At 71.4% G+C, this 23,772-nt stretch carries 3 protein-coding genes (1 of these 3 only partly in view); all 3 read left to right on the plus strand.

The features are described 5' to 3' along the window. Tightly spaced (each overlapping or abutting the next), the 3 genes in view from G4D87_RS07645 to G4D87_RS07655 form a layout consistent with a single transcriptional unit that may run on beyond the window. A complete protein-coding gene (locus G4D87_RS07645; RefSeq protein WP_163780433.1) occupies positions 1-6,465 on the plus strand; it encodes a type I polyketide synthase in 6,465 nt (2,154 codons plus the stop codon). Beyond that, positions 6,462-15,608, plus strand: coding sequence for a non-ribosomal peptide synthetase (locus G4D87_RS07650; RefSeq protein WP_163780435.1), 9,147 nt, complete (start codon positions 6,462-6,464; stop codon positions 15,606-15,608). Before G4D87_RS07645 ends, G4D87_RS07650 begins: the two co-directional genes overlap by 4 nt. Then, on the plus strand, positions 15,605-23,772 hold the 5' portion of the coding sequence (locus G4D87_RS07655) for a non-ribosomal peptide synthetase (RefSeq protein WP_163780437.1). Its footprint extends 5,263 nt past the window's final position; the window shows 8,168 of its 13,431 coding nt (coding positions 1-8,168); it begins with the start codon at positions 15,605-15,607; its stop codon lies off the right edge, out of view. The genes G4D87_RS07650 and G4D87_RS07655 overlap by 4 nt, the downstream gene beginning before the upstream one ends.

The following is a 23,772-nucleotide window of genomic DNA, read 5'->3' on the forward strand; positions in this document are numbered from 1 at the left end:
ATGAGCGCAGCGTCCAATAATGACCACGACCCCATCGCAATCATTGGCATCGGCTGCCGCTTTCCAGGGGGCGCGAGGTCACCACACCACCTCTGGGAGCTGCTCACCCAGGGCCGCTGCGCCATCGTCGAAGTCCCGAAGGAGCGCTGGGACCATCGCCGGTACTACGACCCGGACCCGGACAAGCCAGGCAAGACGTACGTGCGGTCGGGCGGCTTCCTGCAGGAGGCCATCGATACGTTCGACGCGGCCTTCTTCTCCATTTCGCCCCGTGAGGCGGCGACGCTCGATCCGCAGCAGCGTCTGCTCGCGGAGGTGGCGTGGGAGAGCCTGGAGGACGCGGGCCTTCCGGCGGACCAGCTCGCGGGCAGCCCCACGGGGGTCTACGTCGGCGGGTTCATGCTCGACAGCATGCTCACGCACATGGGACCGATGAACCGCGAGCTCATCGGACCGCACACGGCGGTGGGCTCCACGATGACGGTGCTCTCCAACCGCTTGTCGTACATGTTCGACTTCCAGGGGCCGAGCATCTCCCTGGACACGGCGTGCTCCTCGTCAATGGTCGCCGTCCACCTGGCGTGCCAGGACCTGCGGAGCGGCACCACGTCGCTGGCACTGGCGGGTGGCGTCAACGTCATGTTCCGGCCCGAAATCTTCGTGGCCATGAGCAAGGGCAAGTTCCTGTCGGCGGACGGGTACTCCAAGAGCTTCGATACGCGCGCGGACGGCTACGGCCGTGGCGAGGGCGCCGGCATCGTGGTGCTCAAGCGGCTCTCCGACGCGGTCCGGGACCAGGACCGCGTCTACGCCGTCATTCGAGGGACGGGCGTCAACCAGGACGGCCACAGCGAGTCCATGACGGCGCCGAGCTCCCGCGCGCAGGAAGCGCTGATTCGCCGCGTCTGCGCCAGCGCCGCGCTGGACCCCACTGAAATCCATGCCTTCGAAGCCCATGGCACGGGCACCGCCGTGGGAGACCCGGCGGAGCTGGGGGGCCTGGGCGCCGTCTCCAAGCGCGAGGACGGCCAGGGCCCCTGGGTCGGCTCGCTCAAGGCCAACATCGGGCACCTGGAGGCCGCGGCCGGCGTCGCCGGGCTCATCAAGGCGAGCCTGTGCCTGCAGCACCGGCAGCTGCCCCCGCAGGCCAACCTGCGCGACCTCAACCCCGCCATCCCCTTCGACACGCTGGGCATCCGCATCCCCCGCGCGCTCGAAGCGCTCGCGCCCCGGAAGGACGAGCCGCTGCGGATGGGCGTCAACTCCTTCGGCTATGGCGGCACCAACGCCCACTGCGTCATCGAGCAGGCGCCGTCCGCGGAGCCGCAGGCCCGCGCCGACGGCACTCCGGCGCCGTGGCTGCTCCCCCTCTCCGCCCGCAGCCCCGAGGCCCTGCGCGCCCTGGCCCAGTCCTACGCGGAGCTGCTCGCCGCTCCGTCGTCGGCCTCGCTGTCGGACCTCTGCTTCTCCGCGGCCACGCGCCGCGGCCACCATGAACACCGGCTGGCGCTGCTGGCCACCGAGGACGTGGCCGACCTGACTGCGCGGCTGTCGTCCTTCGCGTCGGCCAACCCCGCCGAGCTGGGCGCTTCCGGCCGGACGCTCCAGGCCGCGGATGCCCGACCCGTCTTCGTGTTCACCGGCATGGGGCCCCAGTGGTGGGCCATGGGCCGGGAGCTCTACGCGCAGGACGCGCTGTTCCGCGCCACCCTGGACCGCTGCGACGCCCTCTTCCAGCGGCTGGCGGGTTGGTCGCTGCTGGAGCAGATGCTCGCGGACGAGCAGTCCTCCAACATGGCGCGGACGGACATCGCGCAGCCCGCGAACACGTTCCTCCAGCTTGGCTTGCTGGAGATGTGGCGGCGCGCGGGCATCACCCCCGCGGCGGTGATTGGCCACAGCGCGGGTGAGGTCGCGTCGGCCTATGCCGCCGGCCGCTTCACGCTGGAGCAGGCCATGCTCGTCATCTACGAGCGCAGCCGCATCCAGGCCAAGGCCGCGGGTCAGGGCAAGATGGCCGCCGTGGGGCTCTCCGAGGAAGGCGCGCGCGCCGCCATCCGGGGGCGTGAGGCGCTGGTGTCCATCGCCGCCATCAACGGCCCCAACGCGGTGACGCTGTCGGGTGACGCGAAGGCCATCGAGGAGATCGCCGCGGAGCTGGAGGCGCGCGGCGTGTTCCAGCGCATCCTGAAGGTCGAGGTGCCGTACCACAGCCCCGCCATGGAGGGCCTGAAGCCGGAGCTGCGCCGCTGCCTGGCTTCGCTCCAGCCTTCCGCCGGGCACCTGCCCACCTACTCCACCGTCACGGGCGGGCGCGTCGAGGGCATCGCCTACGACGCGGAGTACTGGTGCGACAACATCCGCGAGCCCACGCTCTTCGCGAAGGCCGCGGGGCAGATGCTGAAGGACGGCTACCGGCTCTTCATCGAGCTGGGGCCCCACCCCGTGCTGCTGGCGTCCATCAAGGAGTGCTGCGCGGAGGCCCGCGTCGAGGGCCGCGTCCTCACCTCGCTCCGGCGGCAGGAGCCCGAGCACCAGACGTTCACCAAGGCCCTGGCAGAGCTCTACGTCGCGGGCATCCCCATCGACTGGAGCGGCCTCTATCCACAGGGCTCGCGCTACACGCCGCTCCCCACCTACCCCTGGCAGCGTGAGAAGCACTGGCACGAGTCGGAGGAGGCCCTCACGGACCGCCGGGGCTCGGACGAGCATTCGCTGCTCGGGCCCCGCGTCTCCGCGCCGCTGCCCACCTGGGAGCGCGGGCTGAACGCGCGCTTCCTGCCGTGCCTCCAGGACCACCGCGTCCGGGGCTCGCTCGTCGTCCCTGGCGCCACCTACGTCGAGCTGGCGCTCGCCGTTCGCCGCGCCATGGGCCTCTCCGAGCCGCATGCGCTGGAAGAGGTGCGGTTCGAGAACGCGCTCGTCGTCACGGGCCATGACGAGCCCGTCGTCCGGACCACCTATGACGAGACGGCTCAGACGGTGACCATCCACAGCCGGCCGCGCGACAACCGCACGGCGTGGACCCGCCACGCCACCGCGCGCATCCGCCGGAACGTCGACACGCCGCCGGAGACGCAGGCCCGGGTGAGTGAGCTCGGCATCCACGCCGAGGCGCCGCTCGACACCGAGGCGCTGTACCGGATGCTGGCGACGCGAGGGCTCGAGTACGGCCCCAGCCTGCGCGGCATCCGCACGCTGCGCCGCAACGAGGAGGAGCTGCTGGCTGAGATTGTCCTCCCCGAAGCGGAGGTGGCCCGCATCACCGCCGATTCGCAGATGCTGCTCGACCCCGTGTGGTTGGACCCGTGCCTCCAGGCCATGGTGTCCTGGCTCCCCGAGGACGACACGCGGCTCTACCTGCCCATGGGCTGCCGGAGCATCCAGCTCTCCACCCCGCCCGCGCCCCACGCGGCGCTGTGGTGCCATGCCCGGATTCGGGCGCGCACGGCCCACACGCTGGAGTGCGACATCACGCTGCTGGACGGCGAGGGCCGCGTGGCCGCGAGGCTGACGGGCGTCGAGTGCGCCGCGCTCGCGGACCGCGAGGAGTCCGTGCCCAGGCCGGCGTTCTACGACTGGACGTACACGCACGCCTTCGAGGCCACCGCCGAGGAGCTGCCCGCGAAGAGCCAGGGCACCTGGCTCGTCTTCGCCGACCAGGGCGGAATCGGCGCCGAGCTGACGCGTGAGCTCGAGCGGACTGGCATCCAGGACCTGGTCCTGGTGACGCGGGGCGAGACGTTCGTCCGCGAGTCGAACCACCGCTTCCAGATTCGCCCCGGAAACGCGGAGGACGTCCGTGCCGTCGTGGAGGCCGTGGGCCGCGTCCGCATCCAGCACGTTGCCTACCTCGCTGGCCTGGACGCGCGTCCGGGGGTTGAGTCGAACGACGTCCAGGCGCTGCTCGACGTGGTGCTGGCCCTGGCGCCGGGCGATGGCGCGTCGCTGCGAATCGTCACCCGCGACGCACAGCGCGCGGCCCCGGGCGACGCGCTAGGCGCGCTGTCCGCCACGCCGCTGATTGGCTTCGCGCGCGTCGTTCCCGCGGAGTTCCCGCACCTGCGGACCCGCTCCATCGACCTGCCGAAGGGCGCCTCGGCGTCGCAGCCGGAGCTGATCGAACGGCTCGCGAGCGAGCTGCTGGCGGAGACGCAGGAGGAAGAGGTCGCGCTGCGCGACACCCGCCGCTTCGTCCGCCGCCTCAGCGCGAAGCCCCTGCCGGAGTGGGAGGCCCAGACGAAGGGGACGCCCGCGCCGGCCGGGGAGGAGCAGGTGTTCGAGATCGCCCTCGACGGCGCCGAGCGCCGGCCGCGTCGCGCCACGCGCAAGCCGCCCGCGCGCGGAGAGGTCGAAATCAAGGTCACCCACGTGACGCTGACCCGCGCCGCGGCCGTGCAGGGCCGGCGTGCATCCGACACGCACTGGCCGCTGGAGGTGGGCGGTGTCGTCGTGGCGGTGGGCGAGGCCGCGCAGGGCTTCACGGCCGGCCAGGTGGTGCAGGCGCTGGTCGCGCAAGAAGCGCCCGTTGTCGGGACGCACGTGGTGCTGCGCCTGGACCGGGACTTCGTCAGCGCCGGCACGTCTCAGGGCCGGCTGCTGCCCTTCCTCGGCGCGGAGTACGCGCTCCATGTGCATGGTCACCTCCAGCCCTCCGAGCGGCTCCTCGTCATCGGGGACGCTGGTGGCGTGGGGACCGCCGTGGTCGAACTCGGCCGCGCGGCGGGAGCCCGGACGGCCATCATCCTGGACGCCGGCGCGCACCAGGTGCCGGACGGTGTCCGCGTCTTCGACCGGCGCTCCCCTTCCCTCCCGGAAGACCTCCTGGCGTGGACGGACGGCGCGGGCGTGGACCTGCTGGTGAACGCGTCCTGCGACGCGGAGCCCACCCTCACCCGTGTGCTCGGAGCCTTCGGGCGCTTCGTCGACGCGGGCCCGCTCGCTCCAGCGGAGGGCCTGTTCGCCACCGCCTGGCCTCGTGGCGCGGCCTGCGCACGCGTGGACGTCGCGGCCATGCTGCGCCAGCGTCCCCAGGACGTCGCCGCGCGGCTCCAGTCCGTCCTCGGCCGGTACCCGACGCTGCCGGCGCTGCCGACCGAGTCCTGGCCCGTCACCCGCGCGGAAGAAGCACCGGCCTGGCTGGCGGAGCATTCGCGGGACCAGGGCCTGGCCCGGCTCACGCTGACGTTCGCCGGTGGTGAGCCGCTCGCGCTCGCTCCGGCGGCGGACGAGCCGCTCTTCGAGGCGAACGCCACGTACCTCGTCACCGGCGGCTTCGGCGGGTTCGGCCTCGCGCTCGCCCGCTGGATGGTCGCGGAGGGTGCGCGGCACCTGGTGCTCACCGGCCGCAAGGGCGCCTCCACGCCGGAAGCCAGGGAGCTGGTCCAGGAACTTGAAGCGGCTGGCGCTCGCGTCACCGCGGCCGCCGCGGACGTCAGCAGCCTGGACGACATGCGGGCGCTGCTTGCGCGCATCGACGCCACGCACCCGCCGCTCAAGGGCGTGCTGCACACGGCGGCCGTGCTGGACGACGCGCCGATGCCCGACCTGAACCTGGAGCGCATCCAGCGCGTCATGTCGCCCAAGGCGGGCGGCGCGTGGATTCTTCACGAGCTGACGCAGGACCGGCCGCTGGACCTCTTCGTCCTGTTCTCGTCCGTCGCCGCGCTGATTGGCAACCCGCGTCAGGGCAACTACGTCGCGGCGAACAGCTTCCTCGACGCGCTCGCGGAGCACCGGGCCGCGCGGGGGCTGGCGGCCATCAGCATCCACTGGGGCGTGCTGGGTGAGTTCGGCATGGCCCAGGACGAAGCGGTGCGGACGTACCTCGAATCGCTCGGCCTCAATCCGATGGCGCCCGCCACCGTGTTGACCGCGCTCAAGCGGGTGCTGCGCCTGCGCACGCCGCAGTTGGGCCTCTTCGACGTGCAGTGGTCCAAGCTGGGCCGCGCCGCCCCGCACCTGGGCAAGTCCGCCAGGACGTCACACCTGCTGGGCAGTGCCCAGGGCGGCGCCCAGAGCGAGGCGGAGCAGCTCCGCGGCCACCTGTCGGGCCTGGCCCCGGAGGAGCGGCAGCCGGAGCTGCAGAAGTTCCTCGTCGAGCGGCTCGCCAGCATCCTCCAGATTCCCATGGAGCGGGTGGAGCCGCAGAAGCCCTTGTCCCTGCTGGGCGTGGACTCGCTCCTGTCGATGCAGGTCCAGCGGACCATCCGCGAGGCGCTCGGCATCGAGGTCCCCGCGCTGGAGCTGCTGCGCGCGGGGAGCCTGGTGGAGGTCGCCGCCAACCTGTCGTCGAAGTTCGACGGGTCCGGTGCCGCCGCCGCGGCGCCCGCGCCGGAGCCGGAGCCGGTGACGGAGGAAGCCGAAATCGAGCAGCAGGTGAACAGCATGTCGGAGAGCGAGCTGGACTCCATCCTCCAGGCGATGCTCGCCGCGCAGACGGCGCAGGAGAGGGAGACGGCATGAGCACCCCGGCTGACAACATGAAGGGCCTCTCGCTCGAGGCGAAGCGCAAGCTGCTCGCCGAGCTCATGGCGAAGTCTGGGAAGGCGGCCCCCCGCCTCTCCCCGCTCGCGTCCGGACAGAAGGCGCTGTGGCTCCTGCACCAGCAGGACCCGGAGAGCGCGGCCTACAACACGCCCTTCGCGCTGCGCATCCGCTCGCCAATGGACGTGGCCTCGCTCAAGCGCGCGTTCGGGATGCTGGCCGAGCGCCACGCGTCCCTGCGCACCACGTTCTCGTCCACCGCGGAAGGGCAGCTCGTCCAGACGTGTCACCCGACGCTCGAGCCGAGCTTCACCCACGTCGACGCGCAGGGCTGGAGCCCCGAGCAGCTCCAGGCCGAGGTGGCCCGCGCCTACCGTCAGCCGTTCTCCCTGGAGCGGGGCCCGCTGCTCCGTTGCAACCTCTTCTCCCTGGGTGCCGAGGACCACGTCCTCCTGATGACCGTCCACCACATCGTCTACGACGGGTGGTCCGCGGGCATCCTCCAGCAGGAGTTCAACCAGCTCTATCAGGCCATCGCGCGCGGCGAGCAGCCGTCCCTGCCGCCCGTCACGGGCAGCTACGCCGCCTTCGTCGCGCAGCAGGCGGAGACGGTGTCCGGCGCCGCGGGGCGCGCCCATTGGGACTACTGGCACAAGAAGCTCGCCGGTGAGCTTCCCATCCTGGCGCTGCCCGCCGACCGGAGCCGGGCCGCCATTGCCACGAACCGGAGCGGCGCGAGCCCCTTCCGCCTCTCCGCGGAGCTGACGGCCCGCATCAAGGCGCTCGCGCAGAGCGCCGAGGCCACGCCCTTCGTCGTGCTCGTGTCCGCCTATGCCGCGCTGCTGGGGCGCCTGGCGCGGCAGGAGGACATCCTGATTGGCTCGCCCACGGCGGGCCGGCCCGGCTCGGCCTTCCATGACGTGGTGGGCTACTTCGCCAACGCGGTGGCGCTGCGCGCGGACCTCTCCGGTGCGCCCTCCACCCGGACGCTGCTGGGCCGGATGCGCACCGTCGTCCATGAGGCGCTCGCCCACCAGGACCTCCCCTTCGCATCGCTCGTGGAGCGGCTGGGCATCGAACGCCGTCCGGGCGTGTCTCCCCTCTTCCAAGCGTCCATCGTCCACCACGCGTCGCGCGAGGGTGGCGGCGGCATGGCGCTGTGGGCCTCGCCCGACGAGGACGCCCGTGTCTACTGGGGCAACCTGGAGCTCGAGCCCTTCCCCCTCAGCGACCAGGAATCACAGTTCGACCTCACGCTGGAGCTGTGGGAGACGCGGGGCGCCTTCTCCGGCGTGCTGCGCTTCAACCGCGCCCTCTTCAACGACGACACCGTCGCCCTGTGGCGCGGCTACTTCGAGAAGCTGGTCGAGGAGATGGTCCGCGCGCCGGACGCGCCGGTGGCCCGGCTGTCCCTGACGGTCAAGGCCCCTGCCCCCGTACACGAGGCTCGCGCTGAGAACGCCCCGGCCGTCACCACCGCGCGGACGCTCACGGGGTGGTTCGAGGCCCAGGCCGAGCGCAGCCCGAACGCCACCGCGCTGACCTTCGGCGAGACGCACCTCAGCTACGCCGAGCTCAACGCCCGGGCGAACGTCCTGGCTCACGCGCTGCGCGACCACGGCGTGGGTCCGGAGTCCCTGGTGGGCATCTGCGTCGACCGCGGCGCGGAGCTGGTCGTCTCCATCCTCGGCGTGCTCAAGGCCGGCGGCGCCTATGTGCCGCTGGACCCCGCCAGCCCGAAGGACCGGCTCGCGTTGATTCTGGAGGACGCGGAGGTCGCGGCGCTGGTGACCGAGTCCAGCCGCACCGGTGACCTCCCCACGCAGCGTGTGTCCACCGTCTTCGTGGACGCGCTCGACTGGCAGGGCGGCCTGCGTGCGCCGAACCCCGAGCCGGCCATCACGCCGGAGAGCGCCGCCTACGTCATCTACACGTCCGGTTCGACGGGGCGCCCCAAGGGCGTCATCGTCACCCACGCCAACGCCACCCGCCTGTTCACCACGTCGGAGCCGCTCTACGGCTTCGGGCCGGATGACGTCTGGACGCTGTTCCACTCCGCGGCGTTCGACTTCTCCGTCTGGGAGCTCTGGGGGCCGCTGCTGTACGGCGGGCGCCTGGTCGTCGTGCCCCACTGGATGACGCGCGCGCCCGAGGCCTTCGGTGAGCTGCTTGCGCGTGAAGGCGTGACGGTCCTCAACCAGACGCCGTCCGCGTTCCGTGCGCTGACGCGCGCGCCGTCCATCGCGGATGGCAAGGGCGGCCGAAGCCTCAAGTGGATCATCTTCGGCGGCGAGGCACTGGACGCGGCGACCGTGCGCCCCTGGTTCGACCGGTATGGCGACGCCGACACGCAGCTCATCAACATGTACGGCATCACCGAGACCACGGTGCATGTCACGTACTACCGGGTGACCGAGGCCGACCTCACCTCCGCCGCGAGCCCCATTGGGCGCCCGCTCCCGGACCTCGAGCTGCACCTGCTCGACGAGCACGGCCAGCCCGTGCCGGCCGGCGTCCCGGGAGAGATGTACGTCGGCGGCGCTGGCGTCGCGCGCGGCTACCTGAAGCGCCCCGAGCTCACCGCGCAGCGCTTCATCGAAGACCCGTCCTCGCCGGGCAGGCGGCTCTACCGCTCGGGCGACCTCGCCATCCGCCTCCCGGATGGCGGCTTCACGTACCTGGGGCGCATCGACGACCAGGTGAAGATTCGCGGGTTCCGCATCGAGCTGGGTGAAATCCAGTCGGTGCTCGCCACGCACCCGGCGGTCGCGGATGCTTACGTCACCACGCATGAGCGCGGCGCGGACGACCGGCGCATCGCCGCCTACGTCGTGCCCAGGGAGAACGCCGCTCAGACGCTCCTGTCCTCGGATGCGGACGGCGGCGTCGGTGACACGCACGTGGGAGAGTGGAAGGCGCTCTACGACGACCTCTATGCACGCTCGGCCAGCGAGCCGCAGCTGGACCCCCGCTTCAACATCGCGGGCTGGGACAGCAGCTACACCGGCGCGCCGCTCAGCGCGGAGGCGATGAAGGAGTGGGTCGACCACACGGTGCACCAGCTTCTCGTGCGGGCGCCCCGCCGCGTGTTCGAGATCGGCTGCGGCACCGGGCTGCTCCTCACGCGGATCGCGCCGTCCACGGAGGCGTACTGGGCCACGGACGTCTCGGGTGTCGTCGTCAACATGCTCCGGGGCGTCACGGCGAAGTCGGCCGGGCTGGAGCACGCGAAGCTCTTCCACTGCGCGGCGGACCAACTGGACAGCATCGCCTTCGGCGACATGCGCTTCGACGCGGTGATGCTGAACTCGGTGGTCCAGTACTTCCCGAGCGCGGAGTACCTCGCCCTGGCCCTGGAGAAGGCCGCACAGCGGCTGGACACGGGCGGCGTCATCTTCGTGGGTGACGTGCGGAACTTCCGCCTGCTGGAGGCGTTCCACGCGTCCATCGTCCTGGCGCAGGCGTCTGGCACGCTCGAACCGCAGGTGCTCAAGGACCGCGTGGCGCAGCGCATGGCGGCGGAAGAGGAGCTGGTGCTCGCCCCGGACTTCTTCTGGGCCCTGAAGGAGCGCATCCCCCGCCTCACCCATGTCGAGATTCGCCCGAAGCGGGGCGCGTGCCTGAACGAGCTGACGCGCTTCCGCTACGACGTGCTCATCCACCTGGACACCCCGCCGAGCACCGCAGCCGACGTGGCCTGGGGCCCGGGCAACGTGAGCCTGTCCGAGCTCCGTGCCCGGCTGGCCCAGGACGGCACGCGGCGTGTCGGCCTGCGCGGCATCCGGAACGCGCGCGTCGAGGCCTCCTTGGACGCGCTGGCGAGCGTGACGGATGGAGCGTCCGCGCGGCCTGGCTTCTTCGAGAAGCTCCGACGGCGGGTGCTGGACCGCGATGCCACGACGCCCGCGAGCGACCCGGAGCCTGGCATCGACCCCGAGTCCCTCCACCAGCTCGCGGAGGCCCTGTCCCTCGACGTCGCCCTGGACTGGTCACGCGGCGGCGTGGACGGTTCCTTCGACGCGGTCTTCAGCCCGGCCGCGAAGGCGACGCGGGGGCCCGTGGCCCTCTTCGGAAGCGCACCGGAAGCCGTCGCGGGGGCGCGCCGCGCCAATGATCCGCTCCGGAGCCGGGTGGACCGCCGCCTGGAGAGCGAGCTGCGCAAGCGGACGCAGGCGAATCTCCCCGAGTACATGGTGCCCGCGAGCATCATGGTCGTCGACCGGATTCCCCTGACGGAGAACGGCAAGGTGGACCGGCGCGCCCTGCCCGTCCCGTCCGTCTCACAGGGCCTGGAGACGGCCTATGTCGAGCCGCGCAACGGCGAGGAGGAGATCCTGGCCAGCATCTTCGCCGAGCTCCTTGGCGCGGAGCGCGTGGGCGTGCATGACAGCTTCTTCGACCTCGGCGGCCACTCGCTGCTGGCCACGCAGGTCGTGTCCCGGATTCGCGCCGTGCTGGGCGTGGAGATTCCCCTGCGCACGTTCTTCGCGGGCCCCACCGTCGCGGGGCTCGTGGCGGCCGTCCAACAGCAGCGGCAGCGTCCCGGAGCGGCCGCGGTCGACTTCACCGGGCCCATGGAGCGCCCGGAGCGCATCCCGCTGTCCTCCTCCCAGGAGCGGCTGTGGATCGTGGACCGCATCGAGGAGACGCGGGCCCCCATCTACGTCATCCCGCTGGTGCTCCGGCTCCGCGGGCCCCTCCACCACGAGGCCCTGCGGCAGAGCCTGGACGCCATCGTCCAGCGGCACGAAGTGCTCCGCACCTGCTTCCCGGCGGAGGGCGCGCAGCCCTTCCAGGCCATCTCCACGAATGTCACGGTCGAGCTTCCGCACAGTGAGGAGCTGGTCCGCCCGACCGGAGCCTCGGAGGCGGAGCTGCTCAAGCTCATCCAGGTCCAGGCGGGCCTGGAGGTCTCCCGGCCGTTCGACCTGGAGCGGGGTCCGCTGCTCCGGATGCGCCTCTTCCGCATCTCGGAGGTGGAGCATGTGCTGGTCCTGACCATGCACCACGTCGTCTCCGACGGCTGGTCCGTGGGCATCCTCGCGCGTGAGCTCGCGGCCGGTTACAACGCGCTGCGCTCGCAGCGTGAGCTGGCCTTGCCGCCGCTCCAGGTCCAGTACGCGGACTTCGCGCTGTGGCAGCGGCAGCTCCTGCGGGACGGCGCGCTCGCGGAGTCCATTGAAGCGCACAAGCTGCGCCTGGCGGGGGCGCCCACGTCGCTCAACCTCCCCAGCGACCGGCCCCGGCCGGAGACGCCGACGTACCGCGGAGGCGTGGTCCGCTTCGACGTGGACCGCTCCCTCACGGCGCGCCTGAAGGAGCTGAGCCGCCGGGAAGGCGCCACGCTGTACATGACGCTGCTGACGGCCTTCACCGCCTACCTGTCACGGCTGAGCGGCCAGAAGGACCTCATCATCGGCTCGCCGGTGGCGAACCGGAATCGCGCGGCGACGGAGCCGCTGATTGGCTTCTTCGTCAACACGCTCGCGCTCCGGATGGACCTGGCCGGCGACCCCACCTTCCTGGAGCTGCTGGCGCGCGTCCGGCGCACGGCCCTGGACGCCTACGCGGACCAGGACGTGCCCTTCGAGAAGCTGGTGGAGGTGGTCGCGCCCGAGCGCAGCCTCAGCCGACAGCCCCTGGTCCAGGTGATGTTCGCGCTCCAGAACGCGCCGTTCTCACCGCCCGCGCTGGACGGGCTCGACGTGCAGTTGCTCGACCTGGACAGCGTCACCGCCAAGTTCGACCTGACGCTGTCCATGCAGGAGTCCTCGGATGGGCTCGCCGGTCTGCTCGAGTTCAGCGCGGACCTGTTCGACCGCGAGCGCATCGAGCGGATGGCCGAGCACCTCGTCGTCATGCTCCGTGAAGCGGTGCAGGCACCGGAGCGCCGGGTGCCCGAGCTCGCGCTGCTGGGTGCGAGCGAAGCCAGCCTGGTGGCGAAGTGGGAGCAGGGCCCCAGCGCCCCGCCCGCGCCCGGCTCGGTGGTGGAGCTGTTCCAGGCGCAGGTCGCGCGCGCACCGGAGGCCATTGCCCTGGAGCATCGCGACGTGCGCCTGAGCTACGGCGAGCTCGACCGGCGCGCCACGCGCCTTGCCCGGCACCTCGTTTCGCTGGGCTTCGGACGGGAGCAGCGGGCCGCCATCTGCCTGCCGAAGTCGGTGGACTTCATCACCTGCATCCTGGGCGTGTGGAAGGCCGGCGGCGCGTACGTGCCGCTCGACCCGGAGTACCCCCAGGCGCGCCTGGGCCACATGCTGGACGACTCGGGCGCGGAGGTGCTGCTCACGGAGCGCGCCCTGGGCGAGCGGCCGGGCTTCCGGGGCCAGACGCTGTGGATGGACGAGCCCCTGCCGGAGCACGCCGGGCCGGCCACCCTGCCGTTCCCCGACGCGAGTTCGGCCGCCTACGTCATCTACACCTCGGGCTCCACCGGGAAGCCGAAGGGCGCGGTGCTGGAGCACCGGGGCGTGGCGAACATCGCCGTGGCCTCGGTCCCGCTCTTCGGGCTCGGACCGGACAGCCGGATTCTGCAGGCGGCGTCGCTGTCCTTCGACGTGTCCGTCTGGGACATCGTGATGGCGTTCGCCAGCGGCGCCCGGCTGGTGCTGCCCACCGATGAAACGGCGCGCGTGGGCGAGGCCCTGGCCACGGTGCTCACGGAGAAGCACATCACCCAGGTGGTGCTGTCACCCTCCGCGCTCGCGACGCTGCCGGACGGGGCCTATCCCGACCTCCGCGTGCTCGTCACGGCCGGAGAGGCGCTCCCCGCGGAGCTGGTGAAGAAGTGGGTGACGGACACCCGGCGCTTCGTCAACGCCTATGGCCCGACGGAGACGACCGTCATCGCGACGGTCGCCGAGCTGAAGAAGGGCGACACGGGCGCGCCGTCCATCGGCCGGCCCCTGCCAGGGCTCGTGGCGCGCATCCTCGATGCCGACCAACGGCAGGTCCCCATCGGCGTTCCGGGCGAGCTGTACGTGGGCGGCGTGGCGCTCGCGCGTGGGTACCACGGGCTCGACGAGCTCACCCGAACGCGCTTCATCCCGGACCCGTACTCCGACGCGCCGAATGCCCGGCTCTACCGAACCGGTGACCTCACGCGCTGGAGCGCCGACGGCAGCATCGACTTCCTGGGCCGCATCGACGACCAGGTGAAGCTGCGCGGCTACCGCATCGAGCTGGGTGAGGTGGAGGCCGTCGTCGACAGTCACCCCGCGGTCCAGCGGTCGGTCATCGTGGTCCACCAGGGACAGCTCGCGGCCTACGCCGTGGGCCGGCCGGGCGCGTCGCTGACGATTCAGTCCCTGCGCGACCACGCCATGGGCCAGCTCCCCAGCTACATGGTGCCCGCGCACTTCGTCGTGCTGGAGTCCTTCCCGCTGACGCCCAGCGGCAAGGTGGACCGCAAGAAGCTGCCGGACCCCGTGCAGGCCCAGGCGCCCGCCGCCTTCGCCGATGCGCGGACGCGGGAGGAGCAGGTCCTGTCCAGCATCTGGGCCACCGTCTTGAAGAAGGAGTCCGTGGGCATCCACGACAACTTCTTCGCGCTGGGCGGTGACTCCATCCTCGGGCTGCAGATCATCTCCCGCGCCACCCAGCAGGGCCTCCGGCTGCGTCCGCGCCAGCTGTTCGAGCACCAGACCATCGCCGAGCTGGCGCGCGTGGCCTCCAGTACCCAGGTGGTCAACGCCGAGCAGGGGCTCGTGACGGGCAGCGCGCCCCTCACCCCCATCCAGCACTGGTTCTTCGACCAGAACCGCGCCGGGCCGCAGCACTTCAACATGGCGGTGATGCTCGACGTGGAGCCAGGCATTGACCTGGCCGCGCTTCGCGGCGCGCTCCAGGCGGTGGAGCGCCACCACGACGCGCTCTGCTTCCGCTACCGCAAGGACGGGGACGGCTGGACGCAGTTCCACGCGGAGGAGGAAGCACAGACTGGCATTCCCCTGGACACGCTGGACGTGGACGGGAGCGAGCACGTGGAGGAGGCGCTCGCCGACCTCCACGAGGCCCTGGACCTGGAGCAGGGCCCGCTCATGCGCGCCGCCCTGCTGCGGTTGGGCGGGGACTCCGCGCGGCTCGCGCTGGTGGCCCACCACCTCGTCGTGGATGCCGTGTCGTGGGGCATCATCATCGAGGACCTGCTGACGGCGTACAGCCAGCTGTCGAATGGCCAGGAGGTCGGCCTCCCGCCGAAGACGACGTCCTTCCAGCACTGGGCGAAGCGGCTCGAAGCGTATGCGGCGACGCCGAACGCCCGGGCCGAGCTCGACGCGTGGCTCGCCACGGCGCAGCGCGACGACTCGCAGGACCTGCCGCTGAGCGATCCCCACGCCCCGGACACGGTCAGCGACGCGGGTACGCTCGTGACGTGGCTGGAAGCGGAGGAGACCCAGTTGCTGCTGAGCGAGGTCCCGACGGCGTATGACGTCAAGGTCAACGAGGCCCTGATTGCCGCGCTCGCCCGGACGCTCACGGGCTGGTCCGGCAACAGCACCGTTCGCATCGACCTGGAAGGCCACGGACGCGAGTTCCTGTTCGAGGACGTGGACCTGAGCCGCACGGTGGGCTGGTTCACCGCGCTCTTCCCGCTCCGCCTGCACGTGGGCGCCCGGGAAGGCGTGCGTGAGACGCTGGCCCGCGCGAAGGACGCGCTGCGCCGGACGCCGCGTGGCGGCATTGGCTACGGCGTGCTCCGTGCGCTGTCGCCGGATGCGTCGATTCGTTCGAGGCTCGGCGCGATTCCGAACGCAGGCATCGTCTTCAACTACCTGGGACAGATGGGCGCCGTGCCGACGCAGGGCGTGGTGCGAGGACGCGCCAGGGAGGGCCTGGGCTTGCTGCACGCGCCGGGCGCCACCCGGTCCCACCGCATCGAGCTCAACGCCGTGGTCGAAGCGGGCCAGCGGCTCCGCCTCGACTGGACGTTCGGCGCCAAGGTCTTCCATAAGGAGACCATCGAGCGGCTGAACGCGGAGTTCCACGCCAACGTGCGAGCGATGATTCGCGAGCGCGCGGAGCCCGCCGCGGCGGTCCGGGTGGCGTCCGACTTCCCGGCGGCGCGTCTGAGCGCCAAGGATTTGAAGCGCGTGCTCACGCTGACCAAGAAGCCGCGATGAGCCAGGTGGATGGTGAGGGGCAGGACAGCGCCATGACGTCAGAAGAGTCGATTGAAGACATCTACGAGCTCGCCCCCATGCAGCACGGCATGCTCTTCCACGCGCTGATGGAGCCCGGCGCGGGCATGTACGTGGAGCAACTGAGCTGCGAGGTCCGGGGGGACCTGCCCATTGGCCGCTGGAAGGAGGCCTGGCAGCACGTCCTCGCCCGGCACCCCATCCTGCGCTCGGGCTTCCTCTGGGAAGGGCTGGAGAAGCCGCTCCAGGTCGTCGCGGTGGAGGCCGAGGTCCCCTGGCGCGTCGAGGACATCCGGCACCTGCCGGCGGACGCGCGGCAGCGGTGGGTTGACGACTTCCTGCGCGAGGACCGGCTCCAGGGCTTCGACCTGGGCACCCCGCCCTTGATTCGCTGCGCCCTCATCCGGCTCGACGACGCGCGCCACCTGTTCGTGTGGACGTACCACCACCTGCTGCTGGACGGCTGGTGCTTCTCCATCGTCCTCCGCGAGGTGCTCGGCGCCTTCGAGGACGGCGTCGCGTCGCTGCCGCCAGCCGCGCGCCCCTACCGCGACTACATCGCCTGGCTCCAGGAGCAGGACCCCGCCCGCGCGGAGTCCTTCTGGCGCGAGCGGCTGCAGGGCTTCAAGCAACCCACGCCCCTGCCCTTCACCGAGCGGCAGGACGTCAGCGGACCGGCGGGCGACACGCAGCCGGAGGTCACCCAGCGGCTGTCGCCGGAGTTGACCGCGCGGCTCGCGGGCTTCGCGAAGGCCCACCGGCTGACGCTCAACACGCTCGTTCAAGGCGCGTGGGCGCTCGTGCTGGCGCGGGCGACAGGCACGGACGACGTCATCTTCGGCGTGACAGTCTCGGGACGCCCCGCCGACCTGGCCGGTTCCGAGTCCATCGTCGGGCTCTTCATCAACACCCTGCCCCTGCGAGCGCGGCTGGACGGCACGGCGCCCGTCGCCGCCTTCCTGTCGGGGCTTCAGGCCCAACAGGGCGCGGTCGAGCCGTATAGCTACTCGTCGCTGGCGGACATCCAGCACTGGTCGGACGCGCCGAAGGACCGGCCGCTCTTCGAGAGCATCCTGGTGTTCGAGAACTATCCGCTCGACGCCTCGACGCTCCTGCCTCGCAGCGGCCTCACCATCAGCTCCGTCAACACGCACGACCGCATCAGCTACCCGCTGGCGCTGGTCGCCATCCCGGGTGAGTCGCTGGAGCTGCGCGTCATGTACGCGGCGGACGCGTTCTCCCGGCCCATGGCCGAGCGCATCGCGCGGCTGCTGGAAGCCGCGCTCGAAGCACTGCCGGGCGCGAAGACGGTCGGCGATATCGACCTGATGGAAGAGGCCGCCCAGCGCGTGCTGGCGGAGTGGGGGCAGAATCCCCGCGCGTTCGACGTCACCGCCCCCGTGACGACGCTGCTGGAGCGGGCCGCGCCCGGCGCGATCGCCGTGGTGGGCCCCGACGGACAGTCCATCAGCTACGGCGAGCTCGACAGCCGCGCCGAGCGCGTGGCGCTGCACCTCCGCCAACTGGGCGCCGGACGGGAGCGCATCGTCGGCGTGTGTATTGGCAGGTCCGTGGAGCTGGTGGTGGCCCTCCTGGGCGTGCTCAAGGCGGGAGCGGCCTACCTGCCCCTGGACCCCAACTACCCTGCAGAGCGGCTCGCCTACATCGTGGGCGATGCGGCGCCGGTCGCCATCCTCAACACGGGTGCGGACCCCATCGAGGACACGCGCGTTCCCCGGCTCGACGTCTCCCGCGTCCTGACGGAGACGGACACGCCCGACGCTCCCGCGAAGGAGCCGGTGCGCCTGGATGACCTGGCCTACGTCATCTACACCTCGGGTTCTACCGGCGCGCCCAAGGGCGTCCTGGTCACGCACCGGAACCTGATGAACCTGGTCTCCTGGCACACGGAGGCCTTCGGCCTCACGGCGAAGGACCGGACGACCCAGGTCGCCAGCACCGCGTTCGACGCCGCCGTCTGGGAAATCTGGCCGACGCTCGCGGCGGGCGCCACGCTGCACCTCGTCCCGCCCGAGCTCTCCAGCGCGCCCGCCGACCTGGCGAACTGGCTGGTCGCGCAGCGCATCTCCATCAGCTTCCTCCCGACGGTGGTCGCCGAGGCCGTGCTCGCCTTGCCGTGGCCCTCGCCGTGCGCGCTGCGCTTCGTGCTCACGGGTGGCGACCGGCTCCACGTCACACCGCCCGCGGGGCTCCCCTTCCAGCTCGTCAACAACTACGGCCCGACCGAGACGACGGTGGTGGCGACGTCCGGAACCGTCGCTCCGGATGGCAGACAAGGGCTGCCCTCCATTGGGCGGCCGGTGGCCAATGCCCGCATCTACATCCTCGACCGCCAGCGGCGTCCCGTCCTCCCGGGCGTCGTCGGAGAGCTGTACATCGGTGGCGCGGGCGTCACCCGGGGCTACCTGAACCGGCCGGACCTGAACGCGGAGCGCTTCGTCCCCGACCCGTTCGCGGGCGTGCCCGAAGCGCGCATGTACGCGAGCGGCGACTTCGCCCGGTTCCTTCCGGGTGGAGCCATCGCGTTCCACGGCCGCGCGGACCGTCAGGTCCAGGTTCGCGGCGTGCGGGTGGAGCCCGGCGAAATCGAGGCCGCGCTGGCGGCCCACCCCGGGGTCACCGCCGCGGCCGTGGTGAGCGAGGCGCAGCGCCAGAACGGCGACGTTCGCCTGATTGCGTTCGCCGCCAGCGACCGGGTGCCCCAACCCGACGCGGCCGAGCTCACGCGCGCTCTGGCGGCGAAGCTCCCCGCCGCCATGCTTCCCAGTCGAGTCATCGTCATCGACCGGCTTCCGCTCACGCCCAACGGGAAGGTCGACACCGCGGCGCTTGAAGCGCGTGCGCTGGAGGCCCAGCCGCAAGTGGCGTCAGCCGCGCCCCGCACGCCCCATGAGGAGATTCTCGCCGGCATCTGGAGCGCGGTGCTCGGCCAGGAGCGCGTGGGCATCCACGATGACTTCTTCGACCTGGGGGGCCATTCGCTGAAGGCGACCCAGGTCATCGCGCGCACCCGCGAGGCCTTCGGCGTCGACGTTCCCGTCCGAGCCATCTTCGAGCGCCGGACCATCGCGCAGCTCGCGGAGACGCTGTCGGGACAGGGCACGGCGGTCGAGCCCATCCCGCGTGTGGCGCTGTCGGAAGACACGCCCGTCGCTCCGGGCCAGGAGAGCCTGTGGTTCATCGACGCGCTTGGAGGGGACCGCGCGGCGTACAACGTCCCGTTGGTGCTCCGGCTCCAGGGGACGCTCGACAGCAGCGCGCTCGCGAGGACGCTCCAGCTCCTGGTTGAACGCCACGAGGCGCTCCGGAGCACCTTCCATGACCGTGGAGGCCTGCCCGTCCTGAGAGTCCAGGCGACCGCCGCATCCGTGCTCGTGAGCGAGGACTGCGCCCCTGCTCTCCTCGACGCACGCATCGCCGAGGAGGTCGCCGCGCCCTTCTCGCTGACGGAGGGCCCGCTCTTCCGGGCGCGTCACTTCCGGCTGGCGCCCGACAGCCACGTCCTGGTGCTCAACCAGCACCACATCATCGCCGACGCCTGGTCCGTCGGGGTCCTGCTGCGCGAGCTCTGCGTCGTGTATGCCGCGCTCGTGAGCGGCACGGAGCCGGTCCTGCCCGCGTTGCCCATTCGCTACGCGGACTGGGCCGCCTGGCAGCGGCAGCGGCTGGAGTCCGGACGCCTGGACGAGAGCGTTGCCTTCTGGCGTGAAGCCTTGAAGGAGACCCCGCCCGTCCTGCCGCTTCCCACCGACCGTCCGCGCCCCGAACGGCAGCGGTTCCATGGGAAGACCCATGGCTTCGTGCTCGAAGCGCCGCTGGGCCAGCGGCTCGAGGCCATCTCCCGGAGCTCGGGGGCCTCGCTGTTCATGACCCTCCTTGGCGCCTTCGCCGCGTACCTCGGGCGCATCAGTGGCCAGGAGGACGTGGTGATTGGCTCGCCTGTCGCCAACCGCGACCGGCACGAGACGGAGGGCGTGGTCGGGTACTTCCTCAACACGCTCGCGCTCCGCGTCGACCTGTCGGGAGACCCGACGTTCTCCGAGCTGCTGCTGCGCGTCCGCAAGATGGCGCTCGAGGCCTATGCGCATCAGGACGTGCCCTTCGAGAAGCTGGTGGCCGCGCTCGAGCTGCCGCGTGGACTGGCGCACAACCCGCTGTTCCAGGTGATGTTCGTCCTCCAGGGCCAGAGCGGTGGCGAGCTCCAGCTCCCCGGTGTCCGCGCCGAGCTTCAAGCGCCGGAGAGTTCGACGTCGAAGTTCGACCTCACCTTCTTCGTGGAGCCGCGCGAGGGCGCGCTCGCCTGCAGCATCGAGTACGACACGGACCTCTTCGACGCGGACCGGATTGACCGGATGGCCGCGCACCTCGGCCGGCTGCTTCAGGCCATCGCCGAGGAGCCCGAGCTTCACACCTCCGAGCTCCCGCTCCTGTCCAACGAAGAGCGGCGCCTGTACGCCGACCTCAACCGCACCGAGCGCAGGTACACCGGTCGCACCCTCCCCGAGTTGTTCGAGCGGCAGGCCCAGAAGACGCCGGACGTGGTCGCGCTGGAGCACCGGGGCGAGACGCGGACCTACCGGCAGCTCCATGAGGCCGCGGAAGCCCTGGCCGACCGGTTGGGCGCACTGGGCGTGAGCCCGGGGGTCCGGGTCTCCATCTGTCTGGACCGCTCCATCAATGCGCAGGTCGCCCTCCTCGCGGTCCTCAAGGCCGGCGGCGCCTATGTGCCGCTCGACCCGACGTACCCGCCTGAGCGCCTTCGCTACATGCTGGAGGAACTCAGGCCGCGCGTGCTCCTCACGGAGAAGAAGTACAGCGGTCTGCTCCCGTCCCAGGGCCTGACGCAGGTCCTGCTGGATGACACGGAGGCGCCTGCCGCGAAGACGCCGCGCCCCCGGGTGGAGCCGCATCATCTGGCCTACGTCCTCTACACGTCGGGCTCGACGGGCAAGCCCAAGGGCGTGGCCATGCCGCACCGGGCCCTGGTCAACCTCATCGAGTGGCAGACCGAACAAGCCCGCCCCCTGCGCACGCTCCAGTTCGCGCCGCTCAACTTCGACGTGTCGTTCCAGGAGACCTTCTCCACCTGGTGCTCGGGTGGCACGTTGGTCCTCATCGACGAAGGCACGCGACGCGACCCGGACGCCCTGGCCGAGTTCCTCGAAGCGACGCGCGTCCAGCGCCTCTTCCTGCCGGCCGTGGCGCTCCACCATCTGGCACAGGCCGCGCTGCGCACCGAGCACCGCGTGCCGGGACTCGCGGAGGTCATCACCGCGGGAGACCAGCTCCGCATCACCGACCCCATCCGCCGCTGGTTCCAGGAAGGTGGCAAGCGCCTTCACAACCACTACGGTCCCACCGAGTCGCACGTGGTGACGGCGCACGAGCTGGAGGGCGACCCGCGGCACTGGCCCGGGCTGCCGTCCATCGGGCGCCCCATCGCCAACGCCGCGGTCCACGTGCTCGACGCGAACCAGCGTCCCGTTCCGGTGGGTGTCCCCGGAGAGCTCTATCTGGCGGGCACGTGCCTCGCGGACGGATACCTGTCCCAGCCGGACCTCACCGCCGAGCGGTTCGTCGACCTGCCGCTGTCTCCCCCTGTGCGGGCGTACCGGACTGGCGACCTCGGCCGGTTGACGGTGGAGGGGACCCTCGAGTTCCTCGGCCGCGCGGACGACCAGGTGAAGCTTCGCGGCTTCCGCGTGGAGCCCGGCGAGATTGAGCGCGCCCTGTGTGCCCACCCCGACGTTCGCGATGCGGCGGTCATCGTCGACGGTGAGGCCACGCGCGAAAAGCGACTGGTGGCCTACGTCGTCCCGGAGACGGTGCCACTGGCCGAGCTGCCGGACTTCCTCGCCAGGGACCTGCCCGAGTACATGGTCCCCGCGCTGTTCGTGCCGCTGCCCGAGCTGCCCCGGACGCCCAGTGGCAAGGTCGCGCGGCGTGCGCTCCCCGCTCCCGTCGCGCCAGCGCAGACGGAGAGCACGTCCGAGCCGCCCCGCACGCCCACGGAAGCGACCGTCGCGCGGGCCTTCGAGCAGGTCCTGGGTCGCGGTGCTGTCGGACGCGAGCAGGACTTCTTCCAGTTGGGCGGGCACTCGTTGCTCGCGATGCAGGTCGTCGCGCGGATTCGCGGCGAAGTGGACGCCGCGTTCCGCGTCACCGACCTCTTCGAGAATCCCACCATCGCCTCCTTGAGCCGGGTGCTCGATGCTCGCCGGGGAAGCCAGACGCTGACGCTGGCCCGGATTGAACGAGCGCCCGAGGGCGCCGCCATTCCGCTGTCATTCTCCCAGGAGCGGCTCTGGTTCCTGGATCAGCTCTACCCCGGCACCGCGGCCTACAACCTGCCCATGGCGCTGCGGCTGACGGGCACGTTGGACGTCAGCGCCTTCCAGGAGAGCCTGTCCGACATCGTCCGGCGGCACCCGGTGCTCGGGATGCGCTTCGTCGAGCGAGATGGCGGCGTGTGGCAGGAGCCGCGGGCGAACCAGGACGTTCCGTTCGAGCAGGTCTCCCTGGCAGCGACGTCCCCCGAGGCGCTCCGCCTGCTCATCGCGGAGGAGGCCGCGCGGCCGTTCGACCTGACGAATGGCCCGCTGTTCCGCGCGAAGCTGTTCCGGCTCGACGCGGCGGCACACGTCGTCGTCGCGACGCTGCATCACACCGTCGGTGATGGCTGGTCCATCAGCGTGCTCGTGCGAGAGCTCTCCCAGCTCTACGCCGGGCGTGTCACCGGCCAGCCAGTGACGCTGCCCGAGCTCCCCGTCGACTACCTGGACTTCGCGTACCAGCAGCGGCGGCACCTCCAGGGCGAAGTGCTGGAGCAGCGGCTCGACCACTGGCGCAAGAAGCTTCAGGGCGCGCCTTCGGCCCTGGACCTGCCCATGGACCGGCCTCGCCCACCCCGGACGAGCATGCGCGGCGCCACCGAGCGCATCGCTCTGGGCAAGGGGCTGAGCGACGCCATCGAGGCCCTGAGCCTGCGCACGGGAGGAACCAGCTTCATGGTCCTCATGGGAGGCTTCGCGGCCTACCTGGCGCGCATCACCGGGCAGGAGGACATCGTCATCGGCACGCCCGTGGCCAACCGGGACCACGCGGAGCTGGAGTCCTTGATTGGGTTCTTCGTCGGGACGCTGCCGCTGCGCATCGACCTGTCCGCCAACCCGACCTTCGAGGAGCTCGTCGCGCGCGTCCGGGCCTCCGCGCTGGAGGCCTACGCGTACCAGGACGTGCCCCTGGAGAAGATTGTCGAGGCGCTCGGGGTCGAGCGGAACCTGAGCCACGCCCCGCTGTTCCAGGTGATGTTGATGCTGCAGAACACCCCGGAGGGCCACCTGCGCCTTCCGGGGCTGGCGCTGGAGCCCATCGACCTGGCGATTCAGAGCGCGAAGTTCGACCTCACCCTGAGCTTCGAGCCCACGCGCGAGGGCCTGGCCGGCGTCATCGAGTACAGCACGGACCTCTTCGACGCGGACCGTATCGAGCGGATGGTCGCGCACCTCCAGGTGCTCTTCGCGGACGCGGTGGCGCATCCGGAGAAGCGGCTGTCGGAGCTCGCGCTGCTCCCCGAGCAGGAGCGCAGCGTCGTCACCGCGTTCACCCAGGGCCGCGTGGTGACGCCCACGCGGCACGTCCCGGCCCACCGGTTCGTGGAGGAACACGCGGAGCGGACGCCGGAGGCCATCGCGCTCGAGCTGGGGCAGGAGACGCTCACGTATGGCGAGCTGAACCGCCGGGCCAACCGCGCCGCGCACCAGCTCATCGCGATGGGCGCCGGCCCGGAGAAGCTGGTGGCCCTGGCCGTGCCCCGGTCGTTCGAGATGATCATCGGCCTGCTCGCCATCTGGAAGGCGGGGGCGGCCTACGTCCCGCTCGACCTCTCGTACCCGAAGGAGCGGCTTGACGGCATCCTGGAGGACTCGGGCGCCGCGCTCATGGTGAGCACCCACGCGGCGGAGGAGCGGTGGCGCGCGCCACAGGTGCGGACGCTCTGGCTGGACGCGCCCGCGGACGCCGCGCCCACCGGCAATCCCGACAGTGGCGTTCGCATGGAGAACGCCGCCTACGTCATCTACACCTCGGGCTCCACGGGCAGACCCAAGGGCGTGATTCTGGAGCA

Origin of the sequence: Myxococcus vastator (assembly GCF_010894475.1) — a bacterium.
GTDB lineage: Bacteria > Myxococcota > Myxococcia > Myxococcales > Myxococcaceae > Myxococcus > Myxococcus vastator.

Excerpts from the sequence above, each read along its gene's own strand:
- G4D87_RS07650 (WP_163780435.1), top strand. The coding sequence starts at position 6,462 with ATGAGCACCCCGGCTGACAACATGAAGGGCCTCTCGCTCGAGGCGAAG.
- G4D87_RS07645 (WP_163780433.1), top strand. The coding sequence starts at position 1 with ATGAGCGCAGCGTCCAATAATGACCACGACCCCATCGCAATCATTGGC.